Here is an 18,014-nt window from a genome sequence, read left to right as displayed (position 1 = left end):
GATGACGTGCTGGTGAGGGCGGGTACATAGCGGTTATGCTCAGCTCATCCGGTGGGATAGCCGGGCGCACCGTTTAGAGGAGATGTTAAACGATGAGTAAGAAATCAGTTGCGTGGACGACGGCCCGCAAAGAAATTTTATCTGATCCGGTTGTTCGCGAACATTACGAGGCAGAAGTTCGGGCTGAGCATCTGCGCGAGCAGTTAGCCAGATGGCGGGAAAGCGCGGGAATGACCAGCGCTCAGGTCGCGGAGGCCCTCGGTGTCAGTCCGTCTGCAGTGTCACGTACCGAGCGTCGCGCAGATAAAGCCACCATTGAAACACTCGCCCGTTATGCCCGCGTCTGTGGCGTTGAAAATCCTCAGATCTTCCTCTGACTGACACATGATGGCAGGGGTGATTCTGCTCCTGCTATTTATTATTCCTGCCATCAAACGCATCTTCTCTCCGGCGCGGGATAACACCTATTCCATCCACCGCCTTCATCCCACCCACACCGGGCGGCGTGAGGCGGGGATGCCGCGCACCACCCGCTGATATGACTCCTCAACCAGCTGCTGAATCAGGCCGGGCGAGAGGCCGTCGCCGGGATGCACCGTGATCCAGTGACGCTTATTCATATGATAACCCGCGGTGATCGAGGGATAGATCACCCGGTGCAACTCCGCCTGCTGCGGTTCGCACTTCAGCGTGATAATCGGCACGCCCCGCAGCTCAGTCAGCAGTAAAAACACTTTTCCACACACTTTAAAAACCTGATGTTCCGGCCCGAACGGATAGCCGGATTCCGCGGCGGGCAGCCGTTCAGCCGCGTCGATAGCGATGCGCTGGATCGCGTGACCCTGCATAGTGATTCTCCCTGTCATGATTAATCGGATCTCTCAGGCCCGCGACTGGCTGGTCGCCAGAGGCCTGTTACACTTCTGATAAGCATAAACCAGGAGCAGACATGAAATTAGGCTTTGCATGTAAGTATCTCAATAGCGACGGCAAACAGTTTTTCCCGTTTCGCGCGACCACCCGTAAACGATTTCTGAGTTTACCGCAGGCTGAACGTCATCAGCTGGTTCATGAGATTACCGTTATCAACCTTAATAATCTCTACCTGACGCTTGAGCATCTGGCCACGTTACCTGAGCCACTCAGGATGATGCGTATCGGCAGCGATCTGCTGCCACTCTACACGGTGCCGGAAGCCACGCCGCTGTTTGCGGAGTTTCTGCCTGAGCTCTATCCGCTGTTTACCCGCTGTGGCGAACTGGCGCGGGCAAATCAGATCCGGCTCTCTTTCCATCCGGGACAATATACGGTGCTGGCTTCCGATAATCCGGATGTGGTGGTGCGCGCGCTGGAGGATGTGGAGTATCACACGCTCTGCGCCTGTCTGATGGGCTACGGCAAGACCTTCCAGGATTTTAAAATCAACATCCATATGAACGGCAAGGCGGGATTCGACGGTTTTAAACGATCGTTTAATCAGCTCAGCCCGGAAGCGCGACGGATGCTGACGGTGGAGAATGATGAGATCTCCTGCTCGCTGGATGACGTGCTGCAGGCGGCACCGCTCTGTCCGGTGGTGCTGGATATCCATCACCACTGGGTCAAAGAGAGTGAGTTTATTCAGCCGGATGACGCGCGCGTTGCCAGAGTCATCGATTCGTGGCGCGGCGTGCGGCCAGTGCTGCACTATTCGATTTCACAGGAAGGGATTATTCCGCAGGAGGGCTGGCCCGATCAGCAGCAGCTGGGCGTGAGCAAAAGCAAACTGCGGGCGCACTCCGACTACTTCTTTAATCCGACCCTGAATGGGTGGGCGCTGTCGTTCCAGGATTTCGACATCATGTGCGAAGTAAAAATGAAGAATCTGGCGCGGGAGCCGCTCTATCAGTGGGGGATTGCGCAGAAACTGATCGGTCATCCCCTGGCCGAAGAGACCAGGGAATCGGCGAACGTTAAATAATGGCCACGCCGCCCGTGACGGCAATGGTCGCCCCGGAAATGTAGCTGGCTTCATCACTGGCCAGCATCACATAGGTGGGCGCCAGCTCAGCAGGCTGACCGGCACGCTGCATCGGCACTTCACTGCCAAAGCTCTTCACCTGTTCAACCGGCATGGTCGACGGGATCAGGGGTGTCCAGATAGGGCCGGGTGCGACGGCATTGGCACGGATGCCTTTTTCAGCCAGCAGGGCGGCCAGGCCGCCAGAGAAATTAACGATGGCGGCCTTGGTGGCGGAGTAGGCGAGCAGCTTCGGTTTCGGCTGGTCAGCATTGATCGAGGCGGTATTAATGATCGATCCGCCCGCCGGCATATGCTTCGTGGCCGCTTTCGTGATGTAGAACATCGCGTAAAGGTTGGTCTTCATGGTCCGATCAAACTCGTCGTCGCTGATCTCATCCAGCGACTCGCGCGTCATCTGATACGCCGCGTTATTGACCACAATGTTAATCTCACCAAAGGCTTCGACGGCTTTATCGACCAGGGCGTTGCAGTGTGACGCATCGGTGATGTCGCCTGGCACCAGAATAGCTTTCTGACCGGCGGCCTCGACCAGCCGGGCGGTATCCTGCGCATCCTCATGCTCATCAAGATAAGAGATCAGCACATCGGCACCTTCCCGGGCAAAGGCAATGGCGACGGCGCGGCCAATGCCGGAGTCCCCGCCGGTAATAATCGCTTTTTTACCCGCCAGACGGCCGGAACCCTGATAGCTCTCTTCGCCATGATCGGGCTGGGGCTGCATCGCGGCCGTGCTGCCTGGCCACGTCTGCTGCTGCGCGGCAAAAGGGGGTTGTGGACGCTGAGTGGATGACATGACTTTTCCTCCGTAAAAATGAGACAACCCTGCCAGGGCATCGGACCCTGACAGGGGAGGGATTAAGGTTTGGGTGGTGTAACGCCGTCGATCTGTTCTGACTGCGCACCGGAACCGGGACGGGCATTGCCGAGCACCGGTTCATCACCCAGAATATCGGGCTGCTGTTTCGCGCTGAACTGACCATGACCATCGTAAGCCGGGCCACTGCTCCAGCGACCTTCCGGCAGCGGTTTATCCAGCGAGGTATTCAGGCAGTAGTAAGAGTGCTCCTGCGCTTCATGTTCCTGCGGGAAGCTGTTCGGGATCGGCAGCGACGCGTTCAGTCCGCCCATCTCTTCGATCACGGCCAGCCACTGCTGCTGGTGCATGGTGTCACGGGCGATCAGGAAGGAGAGGAAATCCTTCATGCCTTTGTCTTCGGTCATGTTGTAGAGGCGGGTAGCCAGGACGCGACCGGTAGCTTCTGCGGTGACGTTAGCCAGCATATCGGCGGCCACGTTGCCGGAGGCGTAGATGTGGCTCATGTCGAACGGCATGCCGTTGGCGTTTACCGGCATCGCAGCCAGACCGGAAGAGAGGATGTGGCGTGGGTTCATGCCGCCCAGAATGGCATTAACCACCGGATCTTTGGCTGACGCTTCCTGGTAAGAGAGCGGTGCGCCTTCAAGGTTCAGCGCCACGGCGTAGCCCAGCATTTCGATATGGCTCAGCTCTTCGGTGGCGGTGGAGATCAGCAGATCCCGAATCCGCACATCACCTCGCGCGCCCATCGCCTGGAAAAAGTATTGCATCGCTACACGAATCTCACCTTCGACGCCGCCGATGGCCTGCTGTAACAGCATGGCAAACTCTGGATCGGGCTTCTCTACACGAACCGGGAATTGAAGTTTTGATGAATGATGAAACATAGTTATTTTCCTCGTCTGTGTTTGCAGTAGATGCAGGAAAAGCCTGGACACAGATATCGGATAAATAAAGCGAAACGAGAGCAATTAACCGGGATTTGCGGTCAAATAAGCGGCAAAAGAGGTGATTTCCGGAGCTATATCTGGCCCGGCAGAGCAGGCAATGCGGGAGATAAGAAAGAGAGGAGTGATTCAGAGAAGCAGAAACAAAAAAGCCCCTTAAAAGGGGCTGATTCCGTACCGGAAAAGCATCCGTGCTAATTCGCGTTCCGTCATATCAGACACAGGTTTTTAGCTTTCGCTGGTGGCCGTTGCACGCTGCAGAACATGTTCCAGCGCCTGACGGTAAATATCCTGCTTAACCACGTCACGCTCGCTCTCCAGGCGGTGAATCAGGCCCAGCACAATGTCTTTATCTGAGACATGCGATTTTGAATGGGCAAGTTCAGCGTGGACCGCCGCGATAACCTCTTTTTCGGTGGTCAAAGCGGTGCCAGAGTTCATGAAGTAATCAGAAATCTGAGACTCTGTATTCATCGTTGTTTGCATGTCAGGCCTCATAAGAAATTGGGGGAGAATGCGTCGATTCAGATCCGGTTGTCGGCTGACGCAAAAAAAATGCATCTGAAGGTGGAAATCCACAACACCTTCAGATGCGGTGCAAAGCACCTTTCGTTACAAGTGATTGAACATCACGAGACAAAGTTATACAAGAATTGCAAAGTTGTACAATGAAATTTGACAAAATTTAACTGGTTGGTGGTGTATCAGAAATGCATGTTTAAGGTGTACAAAGGGATTGTTGCCGATTAAGTCATTAAATACAGGACGTTGAAGTTATTTTCAGGGCAATCAGGGTTTTCAGATGAAAAGGCAGAGAGTTTTGCTGATGACACCACAAAGCGCTAAAACGGCTTTTTTTGGGGCATTCCTGCAAAAGCTGTACAGGTTTTAGCGCAGAAAAAACGCATAGTGCAACAGTACTGCTGCAATCCTGGCCGTCTGACAGCCTGCGTCGCATAATTCACTTCCCACGCCTGATGCAGAAGGCTAAGGTTGAGCCCTTACTCATCACAAGGAAATGATCATGGTTCACGACTATTTCGCGATTCCGCCTGCGGGCGTGACGCAGGAACAACATAAACGTTCAGTGGCTGTGGCAGCTGCGCTGTCAGTGGCAAAGGAGTCCGTCAGTGCCTCTACGTCGGCGACTGGCTCAAAAACCTCCTGGGACCTGCAGGCTGTGGCGAATGAAATTGGTAATCTGGCCGATGCGATTCAGGATGCGCTGGAGAGTGACAGCCAGGCCTGACCACTGACCCGCAGCGCCTGAGGCGGGGCAGGTCTGGAAAGTGGCAGCGTTCAGGAGCCGGTCATGTCCGGCAACCGGACGCTGCCAGAAAGTCGCTTATTCCACTGCAGGCGGCTCATATTTAATATATTCACGCAGGACATCATGGATGGCCTGATTATTGCCTTCCTCCAGCCCCCGTTCGGCATATTCTTTCGCCAGCGCCGCCAGCACATCGTCAAATTTCCCTTTGTAATTGAGATTATTCAGCGCTATTTGCTGGCCGAGTATCGCTTTTAATACCGTGGTCTCAACCTTCAGCTGCGCGACGGCTTCTTCCAGATGTTTGATTCGATCGTCGTCTGCCATAACCCCTCCATGCTTAAAAAAAGCAGAATAACCAGCCCGCGCTGAATATTCAAACCTCCGCGATGGCCAGAGGGGCGTTGTCAGATTTTCCTTAAGTCAGAATAATCAGCGGCTGAATTTATAAGGTCAGCTACTGGAAGAAAAAAACGCGGATATTCCCGTGCTGCGGCAAAAGTAACCCGTTTCCGCTTACTCTGGCGGCAATGCGAAAAAAGCGGTTAAAAAAAAGTGCATTACCATCAACCCCTTCGCTTAAAAAACTTTTCTGTGACTTGATTAAAAGAGGGATTAGCTATTACTGTATTTATATACAGTAATTTGAAAAAGGAGTGATATTATGGAATTCATTAAACCTGCGGACATTCGCGCCGTTATGCCGTTACCGCTTTATATCGAACGTGTGCCCTGTGGATTTCCCTCCCCGGCGCAGGATTATGTCGAGCAACGTATCGATCTCAATGCGCTGATGGTTCAGCACCCCAGCGCCACCTATTTTGTCCGGGTCAGCGGTGAGTCGATGATTGAGGCGGGCATTAACGATGGTGACATGCTGGTGGTCGACAGCTCCCTCACCGCCTCACACGGCGACATCGTGGTCGCCGCCGTCGATGGCGAATTCACCGTTAAACGTCTCCAGCTTCATCCCTGCCTGCAACTGATGCCGATGAACAACAAATTTAAACCGATCGCTATCCAGACCGAAGATGCGCTGGAGGTGTTTGGCGTGGTGACCTTTGTCATTAAAGCGACACACTGATCATGTTCGCGCTGGTCGGTGTGAACTGCTTTTATGCCTGGCGCTGTCAGACACCGATGTGAGTGATGAGAAGCGTGGGCTGATTCGATGCTATTCATCTGCAGGATGTGGCGCGAGTAAGGAGATCTGATCTCAGGCCATACCAATAAAAATCGCTGTTCCGACGCAATACACTGCCGGAACAGCGGGCGAAGCGTTCCCTGTAAAGACAATCAGGCTGCAGACGCGGCCAGCGTAATCCGTTCTAACGGACCGACGATAAACAGATACGAAATCAGGCCAATGAGTCCCATTGAACCGACATATAAAATGGCGAAGTCGAACGACTGGGTATTGGCGAGAATCACACCGATAACCAAAGGGGTCACGATGCTTGCCATATTGCCGCACATGTTAAATACACCGCCAGCCAGACCCAGAACGTCCTTCGGTGAAGTGTCGCTGAGTACGCACCAGCCCAGGTTACCAAATCCTTTTGCAAAAAAAGCCAGGCTCATCGCAGCAATAACGACAAATTCTGAAGAGGTGTAGTTGGCGATGATAATCACACAGGAGAGTAACATGCCGCAGATGACAGGCAATTTACGCGCCATGGTCAGGCTACAGCCGCGTTTGAGCAGCCAGTCAGAGAAGACCCCACCCAGCAGGCCGCCAGTGAAACCCGCAATGGCCGGAATACTGGCCACAAAGCCAACTTTCAGAATTGACATTCCTTTCGCCTGGTACAGATAAGTCGGGAACCAGGTCAGGAAGAACCAGGTGATGGAGGTGGCGCAGAACTGTCCGATGTAAACGCCGATCATCATCCGGTTAATACAGACGGTTCTGAACTGTGCGAACGTTATTTTCTGAGGATCCTTTTTACTGCCCAGCATCGGTTCTCCACCACCATGACGAATATAGTCAATCTCTTCCTGGTTAACTTCTGGATGATGCATGGGGTCTTTGACTTTAATTAACCAGAATATACCGAGGATCACGCCAGTCGCGCCAATGTAATAGAAGACAAAATGCCAGCTTAAATTATGCAGAATAATGGTCATCAGCGGAGTAATAATACCCAGCGAGATATATTGCGCGGCTTGATAAACCGACGTCACGAAGCCACGTTCATTATTGGGAAACCACTGTACGCTTAAGCGACTGTTCGCTGGAAAAGCAGGGGCCTCAATCGCACCCATCAGCAGACGAAGAATAATGAGGACAAACAAGGGACTAGCGTACAGATAAATGGTTCCCTGAAACATGGTGACCAGCGACCAGCCAATTAATGCGCAACCGTAAACCAGTCGTGAGCCGTAGCGATCCAGTAGCCAGCCACCGGGTAGTTGCATAATGACATAGGCAATACCAAATGAGGAGAAGGCCAGACCCATCGATTCCGGATCAAAGCCTAATTCTTTACTTATTATTGGGGCAACCACCGACAGGGTTGCACGATCTGCGTAATTAAATACTGTAGCAATAAATAAAAACATAAGAATGGTGTAACGCACTTTTGTGCGCTTTATTATTTTTTTCATTATCTACTCCTCAGACAAGGGCAGAATGCATTGTGTAAGGTAAGAGGCGCGGGAATGAATGATTCCCGCCTGTCGTGTTAAGGGCGTTTGCCAAATTCACAGGTTAATTGTGTCCAGCGGCGTGCCTGCTCACTCAGTGTGAAGCCCAGACCATGTCGATCAGAAATCCACATGCGGCCATCGCGCAGCTCCAGCTGCTCGTTGAACAAGGGGTTCAGCCATTCAAAGTGTTCCAGCCACGGCTCCAGTGGGTAAGCCGCGGAGAGATGCAGATGCACCTCCATCGCAAAGTGCGGTGCCAGTTTACGGCCATGCTTCGCCGCCAGATCCATAATCTTCAGGAAGGGCGAAATCCCGCCGACACGCGGCGCGTCAGGCTGCACGAAATCGCTGGCATTGCCCAGAATCAGTTGCTCATGCTCACGGAAACTGGTCAGCATTTCCCCGGTCGCAATAGGGGTATCCAGCGCGGCAGCCAGCTGAGCATGACCTTCGATGTCGTAAGCATCGAGAGGTTCTTCAATCCAGATGAGATTGAACTGCTCCATTTTGCGTCCCATACGCATAGCCGTTTCGCGATCCCACTGCTGGTTAGCGTCAACCATTAACGGGAAATCATCGCCAAGCGCTTCACGTACTGCGGTTAACCGGCGAAGATCTTCGGCACAGTCAGGTTGTCCTACTTTCAGCTTAATGCCGCCAATGCCATTTTCCTGGGAAATCACCACGTTTTTCAGCACCTGGTCGAGCGGTGTATGCAGGAATCCGCCTGAGGTGTTGTAACACTGAATGGAGTCACGGTGCGCACCTAACAGCTTTGCCAGCGGCAGACCGGCACGCCGGGATTTCATATCCCATAAGGCGATATCGATGGGGGAGATAGCCTGAACCGCCATCCCGCTGCGACCTACGGAGGCACCGGCCCAGAGCAGTCTGGTGTAGATCTTATCAATATCATTGGGATCTTCACCCAGCAGATTATCGGCTATCTCTTTAGCGTGAGCATAAATACCCTGGCCACCGGCGCGTTTGGAGTAGCTAAAACCGACACCTTCAAAACCATCACGGCTGCGGATCTCGGCAATAATGATCGCCACTTCGGTCAGGGGCTTTTGTCGGCCAGTCAGCACTTTCGCATCGCTCACCGGCGTTGCCAGCGGCAGAAAGGCCAGTGAAAGTTTTACCCATTCGATACGGTCACCCGTTTCTGCTGCCGTTCCGGTATGGGCCGCTTTTGCGTAGGTGACGGCACTTGAGTTTGTACCTGAAGACATATTACTCTCCTGAAAGCGATAAATGATTGCGATATCATTATTATTGTTATGGCATTCAGGAAGCCAGATGACGGATGATTATTTGAACAATTGATCACATAAGTCGCATGAAAGCGCATTTTTTTCGGAAAATCGATCACGTTATGCAAATTTTTGGGTAAACGCACAATACAAAATGTTTGCGCAATCATTTATCTGAAGAACCGGTGTCAGTAAGCCGTGTTCTTTGTCGTATTCCCTGGATAGAGGCTGGCAATAGCCACAGTCATAATGAATAATGTGCAGATAAATCAGCCAATCTGGCAGGGGTACCGGCAGTGAAGAGCACTAAACCACCTCGCGCACCGACGCTGGAAGATGTCGCACGTCGCGCGGGATTGTCTCCGATGACAGTGAGTCGGGCGTTGAATTCACCGCAACTGGTTCGCCCCAAAACGGTTGAGAAAGTCATGCAGGCGGTTCATGCCACAAGCTACATACCTAACGCGTTAGCGGGCAGTCTGGCGTCGCGACGGAGTAAATTAATTGCGGTTCTGGTGCCACAAATAAACAACAACATGTTTGTTGATACCATCCAGTCGCTGAGCGATGAGCTGGCACGACGCGGGTATCACATATTGCTGTGCGTAGCAGGGTATACCGAACAAACAGAAGCGGAGCTGATGGCAACTCTGCTTTCCCGTCGTCCCGACGGCGTGGTACTGACCGGGATCCATCACTCGACAGAACTGAAAAAGGTCATCCTGAACGCAATGATTCCGGTGGTGGAAATCTGGGACTTAACGCCGACACCGCTCGATATGCTGGTGGGCTTTTCCCATGAAAAGGTCGGACAGGCAATCGGTAAATATCTTCTGAGTAAAGGCTATCGTCGCCCGGGTCTGTTATGGACCGACGATCGCCGCGCCGCGCAGCGTAAGCAGGGGTTATGCGATGTTCTTCAACGCAATGCAATTGATGTTGTACATCAGGTGGATGTGCCCCTTCCGGCATCGCTTGCATTAGGGCGTAGCGGTTTAACACAGCTTTCTGGCAAAGGTGAGTTTGACGTCATTGTCTGCAGTTCAGATACGCTGGCACAAGGGGCGATCATGGAAGCCGAGAGCAGGGGTTTACGTATCCCGCAGGATATCGCCGTTATTGGCTTTGGCGATCTCGATTTTGCCGCCTGTAATCGTCCTTCAATTACGACCGTCAGTGTTGACAGACACGCTATTGGTCAGCGTGCCGCCACGCTGCTGGCCGATCGTATTGAACAAAAATCGGGTGCAGAAGCCATTGTGGATATAGGCTTTCATTTGATTGAGCGAGAGTCTGCATAAACGAGCACATGTCACCGAAAATGTGCTTCTGCATGCCGATCGATGGCTATCGGGTCAGAGAATCTGTCATTAAAAATTTTACAGAGTAGCAACTGGAAAAATCATGCTGTCTATATTACTGTATATAAATACAGGTATAGCTTCAGGCAAACGTATGATCGCGTCTTCCACATTGTCACTGTCAGTTGATGACCCGCAGAAGCGGACATACTCTCATGGCACGACTATCGTTGCCACCGCTGAGGCTGAGTGCCTGGTTCCACAACGATTGCTGCGATTCTCGTTTTCACTGCGTTTCCTCGCCTCTCCCCATCAGGCTCTTTATGCATGCCCGGATGAACCCGATATCGCCGACGTGGCTATTGATTTTATCTACCGTACCCGACACTGATCATGTTCGCACTGGTCGATGTGAACTGCTTTTATGCGTCGTGTGAGACCGTGTTCCGGCCCGATCTCAGAGGCAAGCCAGTGGTGGTGCTGTCGAACAACGACGGCTGCGTGATTGCGCGCAGCGCCGAGGCAAAGAAAGCCGGCATCAAAATGGGCGCACCCTATTTTAAAATGCGTGAAGAGCTGACGCGTCATGCGGTGCACGTCTTCAGCTCAAATTACGCGCTCTACGCCGACATGAGCCAGCGGGTGATGACCATACTGGAAGAGATGGCGCCGTCGGTGGAGATCTATTCGATCGACGAGGCCTTTATGGATCTCACCGGCGTGCAGAACTGTATGGCGCTGGAGACCTTTGGTCGCCAGGTCAGAGAACGGGTACGCAAAGAGACCCATCTGACCGTTGGTGTCGGCATTGCCCAGACGAAAACGCTGGCCAAGCTGGCGAATTTTGCGGCCAAAAAGTGGAGCAAAACCGGCGGCATTGTCGATCTGTCGGACCCCGAACGGCAAAGAAAGCTGCTGGCGCTGATTGATGTAGCTGAAGTCTGGGGTGTGGGTCACCGGATCGGCAAACGACTCAATGCCATGGGCGTCATGACGGCGAAAGATCTGGCCGATCAAAGCACCGAGGCCATTCGCAAACAGTTCAGCGTGGTGCTGGAACGCACGGTCAGAGAGTTGCGCGGCGAGTCCTGTCTGGAGCTGGAGTCGGTGACGCCGGTAAAACAGCAAATCATGTGTTCACGCTCGTTTGGCAGCCGTATCTCTGATTATCATCAGATGCGTGAAGCCGTCTGCGCCTATGCTGAGCGCGCGGCAGAAAAGCTGCGTCGTGAGAAACAATATTGTCGTCAGATAGGGGTGTTTGTGCGCACCAGTCCGCATGCGACTGACGAACCCTTTTATGGCAATCAGTCCACGGGCCAGCTGCTGATCCCGACGCAGGACACCCGCGACATTATCAGTGTCGCGATGGCATGTCTGGATAACATCTGGATTGAGGGACACCGCTACATGAAGGCGGGCATCGTGCTGGGGGATTTTTTCAGTCAGGGCGTGGCCCAGCTTGATCTGTTTGATGAGCATCAGCCACGCCGCAATAGCGAAGAGCTGATGCAGCTGATGGATAAAATTAACAAAACCGGCAGCGGAAAGCTGTGGTTTGCCGGGCAGGGGATCAACAAAGCCTGGTCGATGAAGCGCGAAATGCTGTCGCCTGCCTATACCACACGGGTAACGGATTTGCCGGTGGCGGCGGTTAAGTAGGCCAGGTAATTTTCTTCAGCTACTGAAACCGCGAGGTCTGCTAAATTTCTCTTACCCTGGTTTCTTCCGCAAAGCACTGCTCCAGCGCCGTAATCACTGCCCTGATGCGTGCGACTTTTTGCAGATCTGGATGAAGCACCAGCCAGATATCAACCGGGTCGCGTTTTTCAGGAAAAATCGGGATTAATTGCGGATCGCCGTGAGCTAAAAATGTCGAAAGCAGGCCGATGCCAATCCCGCGTTTGATCGCGGATTGCATCAACAGTTGCGTATTACATTCCAGCACGACTTGCTTGCTGTTTACTGCAAAGCCACACAGGTTTTGTCGATGACGTGGCACCATGTCTGCCGGAAACATGACCAGTTGATGGCTGCTTAATCCGTCTTCCTGGTTCGGTTCTCCGAGCCGATCAAAATAACGCTGGCTGGCGTAAAGCCCCATATCAATGGTCGCCATACGTTTAACGATTAACTCTTCAGAATCGGGTCGGGCAGCACGAATGGCTATATCCGCGCTGCGGTACGAGATATCGGAAAAACCTATTCCGGTCAGTAAGGTTACGGTGATATCCGGATATTGTTCGCGCAGGCGCTGAATGGCAGGCAGGATAAACACAGTGGCAAGCGTGTCTGTGCTGGCGATGCGCACGTTACCTGCCGGAATGTTATCGCCGCAGGCGGCTTTACGACTCATCGCCTGCATGGCGCTTTCCATCGCAATGGCTTCGGTCATCACCTGTTCGCCAGACTCGCTCAGCGTAAAAGCGCGGGGCGTGCGGATAAACAATCGGGAGCCGAGCGCGCTTTCGAACGCTGCGATACGGCGTCCGACTGTCGCCTGATCGACGTTCAACGATTTTGAGGCACCCCGCAACGTTTTTTGTCTCGCTAACGCGAGGAAAAAACGGACATCATCCCAGTTCATCTCTTGCTCTCTTCCTTAACACGGACTCTTTATTGCTGCGACAAGTGTCAACGTTACCGGATTGAATATCAATCATTTAACAGCAGAGTGGTCTGCCCGCACTGTGCGAAGTACGTAATATCATTGTCGTCCTGGCGTCGTCAGACTGCACGTGTATAACAGGCTGATTTGCCTTACAACTTATGCATACTTCGCCGGGCACAACAAGCTGCATTAATGAAGACCTGTGATGCAGGAATGTCGATGTACCTGTTCTCCGTCAGGCCCTATGATGCGCGCATCTCATCGCTATCAAACATCAATGTGGCTCACGCCTAATCATGTGGCATGCGCTCAGGATAATAAACATGTCAGAAGTTAATTACGTGGCAGACAGATCAAATAACGCCAGGTCAAAGACGCGCGCTTTATGCTTCATTGCACTGGCTCTGGTCGCTGCCTTATTAAACAGCAGTGCGCCAACGCCGCTTTATCCTCTCTATCAACAGCAACTGGGCTTAACCGCCGTCAGCCTGACGATTATCTATGGCGCGTATGCGGCAGGCGTTTTGATTGCGTTGTTCAGCGTAGGAAATCTTGCAGGGAAAGTTGCCGACCTGCGCAGCCTGATGATGCCTGCGCTACTGGCCGTCTTCGCGGGAGCCTTGCTGTTTTCCCTCGCCGATTCATTTGCCTGCCTGTTTATGGCACGCCTGCTGGCGGGCGTAGGTACCGGGGCATTAACCGGTGCAGCTAATATTGCCCTTTTGCGTTTTGGCCCTAAAGATGGCGGTAAAGCTGCAGCTCTACTCGCAACGCTTTCTTTCACCACCGGTCTGGCTCTGGGGCCAGTTTTTAGTGGCGTGGCGATTCAGGCAAATTTCCACAGCCAGACGTTGCCGTTTCTGCTGATTATGATCACGGCTGCGATTGCCCTTATCGGATTACGTTTTAGCTGGCCAGCGCGCCATCACGACCAACCCAGGGTTGCGCCATCCTCGTCTGCCATTTCAGCGGATACGACACTTAAAGCCGGGCTGCAAGCGACGGGCAGACGTTTTTTCCTGTGTGCTGGCGCTCTGTTTATGAGTTGGGCGTTTGCCGCCAGTATTTTGTCGATTGGACCGGCGGTATCGGAGCATCTGCTCGGCATTCATAGTCAGGGTGTGTATGGCTACGTGATTGCGGTCTATTTAGTGGTGGCCGGTATCAGTCAGATTTTGAGCCGCCGCATTAGCGCTCGCACGTCTCTGGCTGCCGGCTGTCTTACTCAGGCCATTTCGATTGTGTTTTTTACCTGGGCTATCAGCACCCACTCTTTAGTATGGGCATGCTCAGGACTGCTCGTGGCCGGATATTCCTATGGCGCGATCTTTGTGGGAAGCGCGACCCTGGTAAATATGATCTCCCCGGCTGCCAGTCACGCAAAACTGATTTCGTTGTTCTATGTCCTTGCCTATATCGCTAACTGGGTGCCTGTGCTGTCAGGTGTGGTGGTGGATCATGCCAGTCTGAATCTGGCCGTGGATTTGCTGTTCAGCGTCAGTGCGGTTATCTGTTTACTGCTGAGCATCGCGGTATTTTGGATACAGATGGAAAAACGCCACTAATTCACAGAAATCAGGTCATGCCTGATTTCTGACGAAGGCGACTTCAGTTAGTGAACTTACCAATCCAGGGGCTGTTGGCTTCCTGAGACCAGAGTTGTAAGAGTCGTTCTCTGAACTTTTCAGCGGCCGGACTGAGCACCGTTTCCCGCCGCTGAACGAGACCCAGCGTTCGCCGGATAACCGGCTCAACCAGCGGACGACTGACCAGAATGTGGTGTTCATTCAGTGGCATCGCCAGATTCGGCACCACCGCAACCCCCAGACCTGCTTCTACCATGCCGAGCGAGGTGGAGAGATGCCTGACTTCGTAAAACCAGTCTGGCTTAAACGCCACCTCCTCCAGCGCCTGGTCAATCAGCGACCGGTTACCGCTTGAACGCCGGACACCAATCAGCGTTAAACCCGCCAGATCCTGCCACGAAACCAGCTGCTTTTGTGCCAGTGGGTGATCGCGACGGCAGGCCAGAACAAAGGGTTCATTCACCAGCGCAGTAAAATCGATATTTGGATGTGTGATGTTTATCATATTTATGCCGAAATCTGCATCGCCATTTAGCACTGCTTCAAGACAGTCGCTGGCAGTGTGCTCCAGAATTCGAATACGAATGTTAGGGTAGTGATTGTTATAATCTTTGATCGCGGAAGGCAGAAAGTAGAATGCGGCGGTAGGCAGACAGGATAACGTAATAAACCCGCTCTGGTGTGTGGCCATCTCCTTAATATTCAGAATCGAACTTTCATAGAAATCGATTAAATTCTTTGCCTTAGGTAAAAACTCTCTGCCAACCGCGGTGAGTTTTATCTTTCTTGTTGAACGTTCAAATAATACCGTCCCCAGACTTTCCTCAAGTTTTTTAATTCTGCGTGTTAACGCAGGTTGTGAAATGTGAAGGAAGTGAGATGCTCTTGTAAAACATCCGATTTCTGCAATTTTAACAAAAGCTTGTATGCCCTGAAGTTCATGCTGCATTAAATTTTACGCCTTATCGTTATTTTATTTCACCCACACTAACCCAGCGGGTATTTATGCGTAAAGCGTATTAATGACGTGAAATTAGACATTAGAATTCCTGATCATGCTGTGGAATCTTGACGCTGTTCTTATCACCAGGCGAAATGAGAAAACAACATGCTGAAGATTCCTTGCGTACTAATGCGTGGCGGTACATCTAAAGGACCGGTTATTCTGGCCAGCGACTTGCCCGATAACATTGAGGAGCGCGATGCCGTGCTGCTTAGTCTGATGGGTGCAGGTCATGAACTCGAAATTGATGGGATTGGCGGAGGAAGTCCCCAGACCAGCAAAGTCGCTATCGTCAGCCCGTCAACCTGTTCCGATGCAGATGTTGACTATCTGTTCGTACAGGTCATGGTCAACGAGCGACGTGTTGATACCACACCCAACTGCGGAAACATGCTGTGTGCTGTAGGACCTTTCGCCATTGAAAAGGGGCTGGTCAGCGCAAAAAGTCCCGTCACCACCGTGCGTATTCGCAACCTCAACACCGGTACTCTGGTTGATGCTGAAGTCCAGACACCGGATCTTCTTGTGAGTTATGAAGGCGACACCCACATTGATGGCGTGCCGGGTGCTGCAGCCCCTGTAGGACTTACATTCCTTAATTCTGCCGGCTGTAAGACCGGAAAACTACTGCCAACCGGTAACGTCATCGATCGCATCGACGAGGCAGAGGTGACCTGCATTGATATGGCCATGCCAATGGTACTTATCGAGGCTGCACAGCTGGGTAAAACGGGTTTTGAGCAACCGGCAGAGCTGGAATCTGACCGCGCATTTATGACGCGTCTGGAGCATATCCGTCGTCAGGCTGGCAGAGCGATGGGGTTCGGTGACGTCTCTGACAAAGTGATCCCTAAGCCGGTCCTTCTGAGCAAACCCCAGGCGGGTGGTACCATTAACGTCCGTTACTTTATGCCGCATGCCTGCCACCGATCGCTGGCGATTACCGGATCCATTGGTATTTCTACAGCAACACGGATTGAAGGCTCTGTAGCCTGGAAGATTATTTCAGGACAGCCTAAGACAACGTACACCAGTATTATTGATATTGAACATCCCGGCGGAAAAATTTCTGTTTCGTTAACCAACGAGAGCAATGAAATTGAAAAGACACGGGCCGCTGTCATCAGAACGTGCCGGAAACTTTTTGAAGGCGTCGTCTGCGTTCCGGATGCGGCTATTTCAGAAGCAATTTAATTACCCCCTCCTGAACTATTAAATAAAAAATTTAGGTCATACGGGCTATAGCGCCCTGTACCCAAAATAGTAATGAGGATGTTATGACTATAACTACCGATAAACAAACCAAACCCGCGGGTGAGATTAAAGCCAGTGCTTACATTCGTATTATTCTGGCACTGGCTTTATCCGGACTGGCCGAATTAGCCTCTCTGTTCTTTATTCAGCCGCTGCTGCCGGTTCTGGCGATTGAATATGATATTCCTGTCAGTCAGGTCAGTATCATTCTCTCCGCAGAGACGGCAATGCTGGCGTTCGGCCTGCTATTTACCGGAACCTTAGCCGATCACTATGGCAGAAAAAAACTGATTATCGTTTCTCTGCTACTGGGCGGGATATTGACCCTGCTTTGTCCGCTGGCGCAATCCTGGACACTGTTAGTGGCACTGCGTGCAGTCATCGGGCTGGCACTCAGTGGCATTGCTGCAGCGGCAACCGCCTATATCAGTGAGGAGGTCGCGCCCGTTGTCGCGGGAGTGGTCACCGGCTACTTTGTGTTTGGGAACTCGATGGGCGGCATGTCCGGTCGTATTATTGCCAGCCAGCTGATTGACCATATTTCAATCAATACCATTTTCTACGGTTTTGCCGTCAGCCTGATCGTCGTCGCGATTCTGGTTAACTTTCTGCTGCCAGCCTCCAAAAACTTTAAGCCGACGGAAAACCTCAACGTTCTGTGTGTCGTGAAGGGCGCGGCTGAGCATTTTAAAAACAAAAATCTCTCCCGGGTATTTATTATCAGCTTCATCATCTTTGGTGTCTTCACGTCGCTCTATAACTATCTGGCCTTCTTCCTGAAAGGCGAACCGTTCAATATCTCTCATGCCAATGCGGGCCTGATCTCCTTCAGCTTTGCGTTGAGTTTCTTTACTGCGCCTCAGGCCGGCCGCTTTGCCGAAAAATATGGCAGCATGAATGTGCTCAGAACGCTCTTCGCCATCATGGCCCTGGGGATGCTGCTGACGCTGGTGGATAACGTTGTCGTCTTTATTGTCGGCGCGGTCATTTTCACAGGATGCTTCTTTGGTTGTCACTCTATTGGTCTGCGGTGGGTCAGTAAGAATGCCACCCACGCCCGTGGTCAGGCCGTTGCGCTCTATCTTTTCTTCTACTACATGGGCGGTTCACTGATTGGCTTCGTCAATGGCCTTGTTTTCCACGCCACCGGCTGGCATGGAATGACCGGCTTTATTATTACACTGCTTGTGGTGGCTGCGGTTGTCGCGACATCACTATCCGGCAATGAACAAAAGAAGCTGGTCCCCGTCGCACCGCTGAAATAGCAGCAGAATAAACGATTGTTCACGCCGTATTACAC

At 52.3% G+C, this 18,014-nt stretch carries 19 protein-coding genes; 10 read left to right on the top strand and 9 right to left on the bottom strand.

Annotated elements, in window-relative coordinates; genetic code table 11:
• Positions 1 to 92: 92 nt before the first annotated feature.
• Positions 93 to 377: a helix-turn-helix domain-containing protein gene (locus PU624_RS14100; RefSeq protein ID WP_283545494.1), complete on the top strand. Its 285-nt coding sequence runs from the start codon at positions 93 to 95 to the stop codon at positions 375 to 377.
• Positions 378 to 482: 105 nt separating this feature from the next.
• Here PU624_RS14100 and PU624_RS14095 read toward each other — a convergent pair whose 3' ends face one another.
• Entirely contained in the window at positions 483 to 848 is a 366-nt protein-coding gene (locus tag PU624_RS14095; RefSeq protein ID WP_283545493.1) for an MmcQ/YjbR family DNA-binding protein, read from the bottom strand.
• A gap of 101 nt (positions 849 to 949) precedes the next feature.
• Between PU624_RS14095 and PU624_RS14090 the strand changes: the two genes are divergently transcribed.
• Complete coding sequence (locus PU624_RS14090; RefSeq protein ID WP_283545492.1) at positions 950 to 1,960, top strand: apurinic/apyrimidinic endonuclease family protein; 1,011 nt, start codon at positions 950 to 952, stop codon at positions 1,958 to 1,960.
• On the opposite strand, the gene PU624_RS14085 is transcribed toward PU624_RS14090, so the two are convergent.
• From PU624_RS14085 to PU624_RS14075, 3 genes are all read right to left on the bottom strand, one after another.
• A complete protein-coding gene (locus PU624_RS14085; protein ID WP_283545491.1) occupies positions 1,953 to 2,816 on the bottom strand; it encodes a glucose 1-dehydrogenase in 864 nt (287 codons plus the stop codon). The two genes, PU624_RS14090 and PU624_RS14085, sit on opposite strands and share 8 nt — an antisense overlap.
• A 62-nt stretch (positions 2,817 to 2,878) precedes the next feature.
• Entirely contained in the window at positions 2,879 to 3,727 is an 849-nt protein-coding gene (locus PU624_RS14080; protein WP_136198390.1) for a manganese catalase family protein, read from the bottom strand.
• Positions 3,728 to 4,015: 288 nt separating this feature from the next.
• On the bottom strand, positions 4,016 to 4,261 hold the full coding sequence (locus tag PU624_RS14075; RefSeq protein ID WP_283545490.1) for a biofilm development regulator YmgB/AriR family protein: 246 nt from the start codon (positions 4,259 to 4,261) through the stop codon (positions 4,016 to 4,018).
• 550 nt (positions 4,262 to 4,811) lie between these two features.
• On the opposite strand from PU624_RS14075, the gene PU624_RS14070 reads away from it, so the two are divergent.
• Positions 4,812 to 5,036, top strand: coding sequence for a hypothetical protein (locus tag PU624_RS14070; RefSeq protein ID WP_283545489.1), 225 nt, complete (start codon positions 4,812 to 4,814; stop codon positions 5,034 to 5,036).
• Between the two features lie 96 nt (positions 5,037 to 5,132).
• Here the strand turns inward: PU624_RS14070 and PU624_RS14065 are convergent, their stop codons facing one another.
• On the bottom strand, positions 5,133 to 5,384 hold the full coding sequence (locus tag PU624_RS14065; protein ID WP_283545488.1) for a hypothetical protein: 252 nt from the start codon (positions 5,382 to 5,384) through the stop codon (positions 5,133 to 5,135).
• 337 nt (positions 5,385 to 5,721) lie between these two features.
• On the opposite strand from PU624_RS14065, the gene umuD reads away from it, so the two are divergent.
• The gene (umuD, locus tag PU624_RS14060; RefSeq protein WP_283545487.1) at positions 5,722 to 6,141 is read left to right on the top strand and encodes a translesion error-prone DNA polymerase V autoproteolytic subunit; all 420 of its coding nucleotides are present in this window, start codon (positions 5,722 to 5,724) and stop codon (positions 6,139 to 6,141) included.
• 212 nt (positions 6,142 to 6,353) lie between these two features.
• Here umuD and PU624_RS14055 read toward each other — a convergent pair whose 3' ends face one another.
• On the bottom strand, positions 6,354 to 7,664 hold the full coding sequence (locus PU624_RS14055; protein WP_283545486.1) for an MFS transporter: 1,311 nt from the start codon (positions 7,662 to 7,664) through the stop codon (positions 6,354 to 6,356).
• A gap of 77 nt (positions 7,665 to 7,741) precedes the next feature.
• The gene (locus PU624_RS14050; RefSeq protein WP_283545485.1) at positions 7,742 to 8,938 is read right to left on the bottom strand and encodes an L-talarate/galactarate dehydratase; all 1,197 of its coding nucleotides are present in this window, start codon (positions 8,936 to 8,938) and stop codon (positions 7,742 to 7,744) included.
• Between the two features lie 317 nt (positions 8,939 to 9,255).
• On the opposite strand from PU624_RS14050, the gene PU624_RS14045 reads away from it, so the two are divergent.
• From PU624_RS14045 to umuC, 3 genes are all read left to right on the top strand, one after another.
• Entirely contained in the window at positions 9,256 to 10,260 is a 1,005-nt protein-coding gene (locus tag PU624_RS14045; protein ID WP_283545484.1) for a LacI family DNA-binding transcriptional regulator, read from the top strand.
• Between the two features lie 154 nt (positions 10,261 to 10,414).
• Positions 10,415 to 10,651, top strand: coding sequence for a hypothetical protein (locus PU624_RS14040; RefSeq protein ID WP_283545483.1), 237 nt, complete (start codon positions 10,415 to 10,417; stop codon positions 10,649 to 10,651).
• 2 nt (positions 10,652 to 10,653) lie between these two features.
• On the top strand, positions 10,654 to 11,922 hold the full coding sequence (gene umuC / locus PU624_RS14035; protein ID WP_283545482.1) for a translesion error-prone DNA polymerase V subunit UmuC: 1,269 nt from the start codon (positions 10,654 to 10,656) through the stop codon (positions 11,920 to 11,922).
• A gap of 40 nt (positions 11,923 to 11,962) precedes the next feature.
• Here umuC and PU624_RS14030 read toward each other — a convergent pair whose 3' ends face one another.
• Positions 11,963 to 12,847, bottom strand: a complete 885-nt coding sequence (locus tag PU624_RS14030) for a LysR family transcriptional regulator (RefSeq protein ID WP_283545481.1) — start codon at positions 12,845 to 12,847, stop codon at positions 11,963 to 11,965.
• 347 nt (positions 12,848 to 13,194) lie between these two features.
• On the opposite strand from PU624_RS14030, the gene PU624_RS14025 reads away from it, so the two are divergent.
• Positions 13,195 to 14,436 carry an MFS transporter gene (locus PU624_RS14025; RefSeq protein WP_283547988.1) on the top strand — a complete coding sequence of 414 codons (1,242 nt, stop codon included), beginning with the start codon at positions 13,195 to 13,197 and terminating at the stop codon, positions 14,434 to 14,436.
• A 43-nt stretch (positions 14,437 to 14,479) separates the two neighbouring features.
• Here PU624_RS14025 and PU624_RS14020 read toward each other — a convergent pair whose 3' ends face one another.
• Positions 14,480 to 15,406, bottom strand: coding sequence for a LysR family transcriptional regulator (locus PU624_RS14020; protein WP_283545480.1), 927 nt, complete (start codon positions 15,404 to 15,406; stop codon positions 14,480 to 14,482).
• A gap of 159 nt (positions 15,407 to 15,565) precedes the next feature.
• Here PU624_RS14020 and PU624_RS14015 point away from each other — a divergent pair, with 159 nt between their 5' ends.
• Together PU624_RS14015 and PU624_RS14010 are read left to right on the top strand one after the other, a co-directional pair.
• Positions 15,566 to 16,654: a 4-oxalomesaconate tautomerase gene (locus PU624_RS14015; protein ID WP_283545479.1), complete on the top strand. Its 1,089-nt coding sequence runs from the start codon at positions 15,566 to 15,568 to the stop codon at positions 16,652 to 16,654.
• A gap of 83 nt (positions 16,655 to 16,737) precedes the next feature.
• Positions 16,738 to 17,979 carry an MFS transporter gene (locus PU624_RS14010; protein ID WP_283545478.1) on the top strand — a complete coding sequence of 414 codons (1,242 nt, stop codon included), beginning with the start codon at positions 16,738 to 16,740 and terminating at the stop codon, positions 17,977 to 17,979.
• Positions 17,980 to 18,014: the final 35 nt, after the last annotated feature.

The sequence above is a fragment of the Pantoea sp. Lij88 genome, assembly GCF_030062155.1.
Taxonomy (GTDB): Bacteria; Pseudomonadota; Gammaproteobacteria; order Enterobacterales; family Enterobacteriaceae; genus Pantoea.
Note: the sequence above shows the minus strand (reverse complement) of the source record. Positions and strands in the feature narration are given on the sequence as shown.

Coding starts and splice junctions, on each gene's coding strand:
- PU624_RS14100 (WP_283545494.1), top strand. CDS start 93: ATGAGTAAGAAATCAGTTGCGTGGACGACGGCCCGCAAAGAAATTTTA.
- PU624_RS14095 (WP_283545493.1), bottom strand. CDS start 848: ATGCAGGGTCACGCGATCCAGCGCATCGCTATCGACGCGGCTGAACGG.
- PU624_RS14090 (WP_283545492.1), top strand. CDS start 950: ATGAAATTAGGCTTTGCATGTAAGTATCTCAATAGCGACGGCAAACAG.
- PU624_RS14085 (WP_283545491.1), bottom strand. CDS start 2,816: ATGTCATCCACTCAGCGTCCACAACCCCCTTTTGCCGCGCAGCAGCAG.
- PU624_RS14080 (WP_136198390.1), bottom strand. CDS start 3,727: ATGTTTCATCATTCATCAAAACTTCAATTCCCGGTTCGTGTAGAGAAG.
- PU624_RS14075 (WP_283545490.1), bottom strand. CDS start 4,261: ATGAATACAGAGTCTCAGATTTCTGATTACTTCATGAACTCTGGCACC.
- PU624_RS14070 (WP_283545489.1), top strand. CDS start 4,812: ATGGTTCACGACTATTTCGCGATTCCGCCTGCGGGCGTGACGCAGGAA.
- PU624_RS14065 (WP_283545488.1), bottom strand. CDS start 5,384: ATGGCAGACGACGATCGAATCAAACATCTGGAAGAAGCCGTCGCGCAG.
- umuD (WP_283545487.1), top strand. CDS start 5,722: ATGGAATTCATTAAACCTGCGGACATTCGCGCCGTTATGCCGTTACCG.
- PU624_RS14055 (WP_283545486.1), bottom strand. CDS start 7,664: ATGAAAAAAATAATAAAGCGCACAAAAGTGCGTTACACCATTCTTATG.
- PU624_RS14050 (WP_283545485.1), bottom strand. CDS start 8,938: ATGTCTTCAGGTACAAACTCAAGTGCCGTCACCTACGCAAAAGCGGCC.
- PU624_RS14040 (WP_283545483.1), top strand. CDS start 10,415: ATGATCGCGTCTTCCACATTGTCACTGTCAGTTGATGACCCGCAGAAG.
- umuC (WP_283545482.1), top strand. CDS start 10,654: ATGTTCGCACTGGTCGATGTGAACTGCTTTTATGCGTCGTGTGAGACC.
- PU624_RS14030 (WP_283545481.1), bottom strand. CDS start 12,847: ATGAACTGGGATGATGTCCGTTTTTTCCTCGCGTTAGCGAGACAAAAA.
- PU624_RS14025 (WP_283547988.1), top strand. CDS start 13,195: ATGTCAGAAGTTAATTACGTGGCAGACAGATCAAATAACGCCAGGTCA.
- PU624_RS14020 (WP_283545480.1), bottom strand. CDS start 15,406: ATGCAGCATGAACTTCAGGGCATACAAGCTTTTGTTAAAATTGCAGAA.
- PU624_RS14015 (WP_283545479.1), top strand. CDS start 15,566: ATGCTGAAGATTCCTTGCGTACTAATGCGTGGCGGTACATCTAAAGGA.
- PU624_RS14010 (WP_283545478.1), top strand. CDS start 16,738: ATGACTATAACTACCGATAAACAAACCAAACCCGCGGGTGAGATTAAA.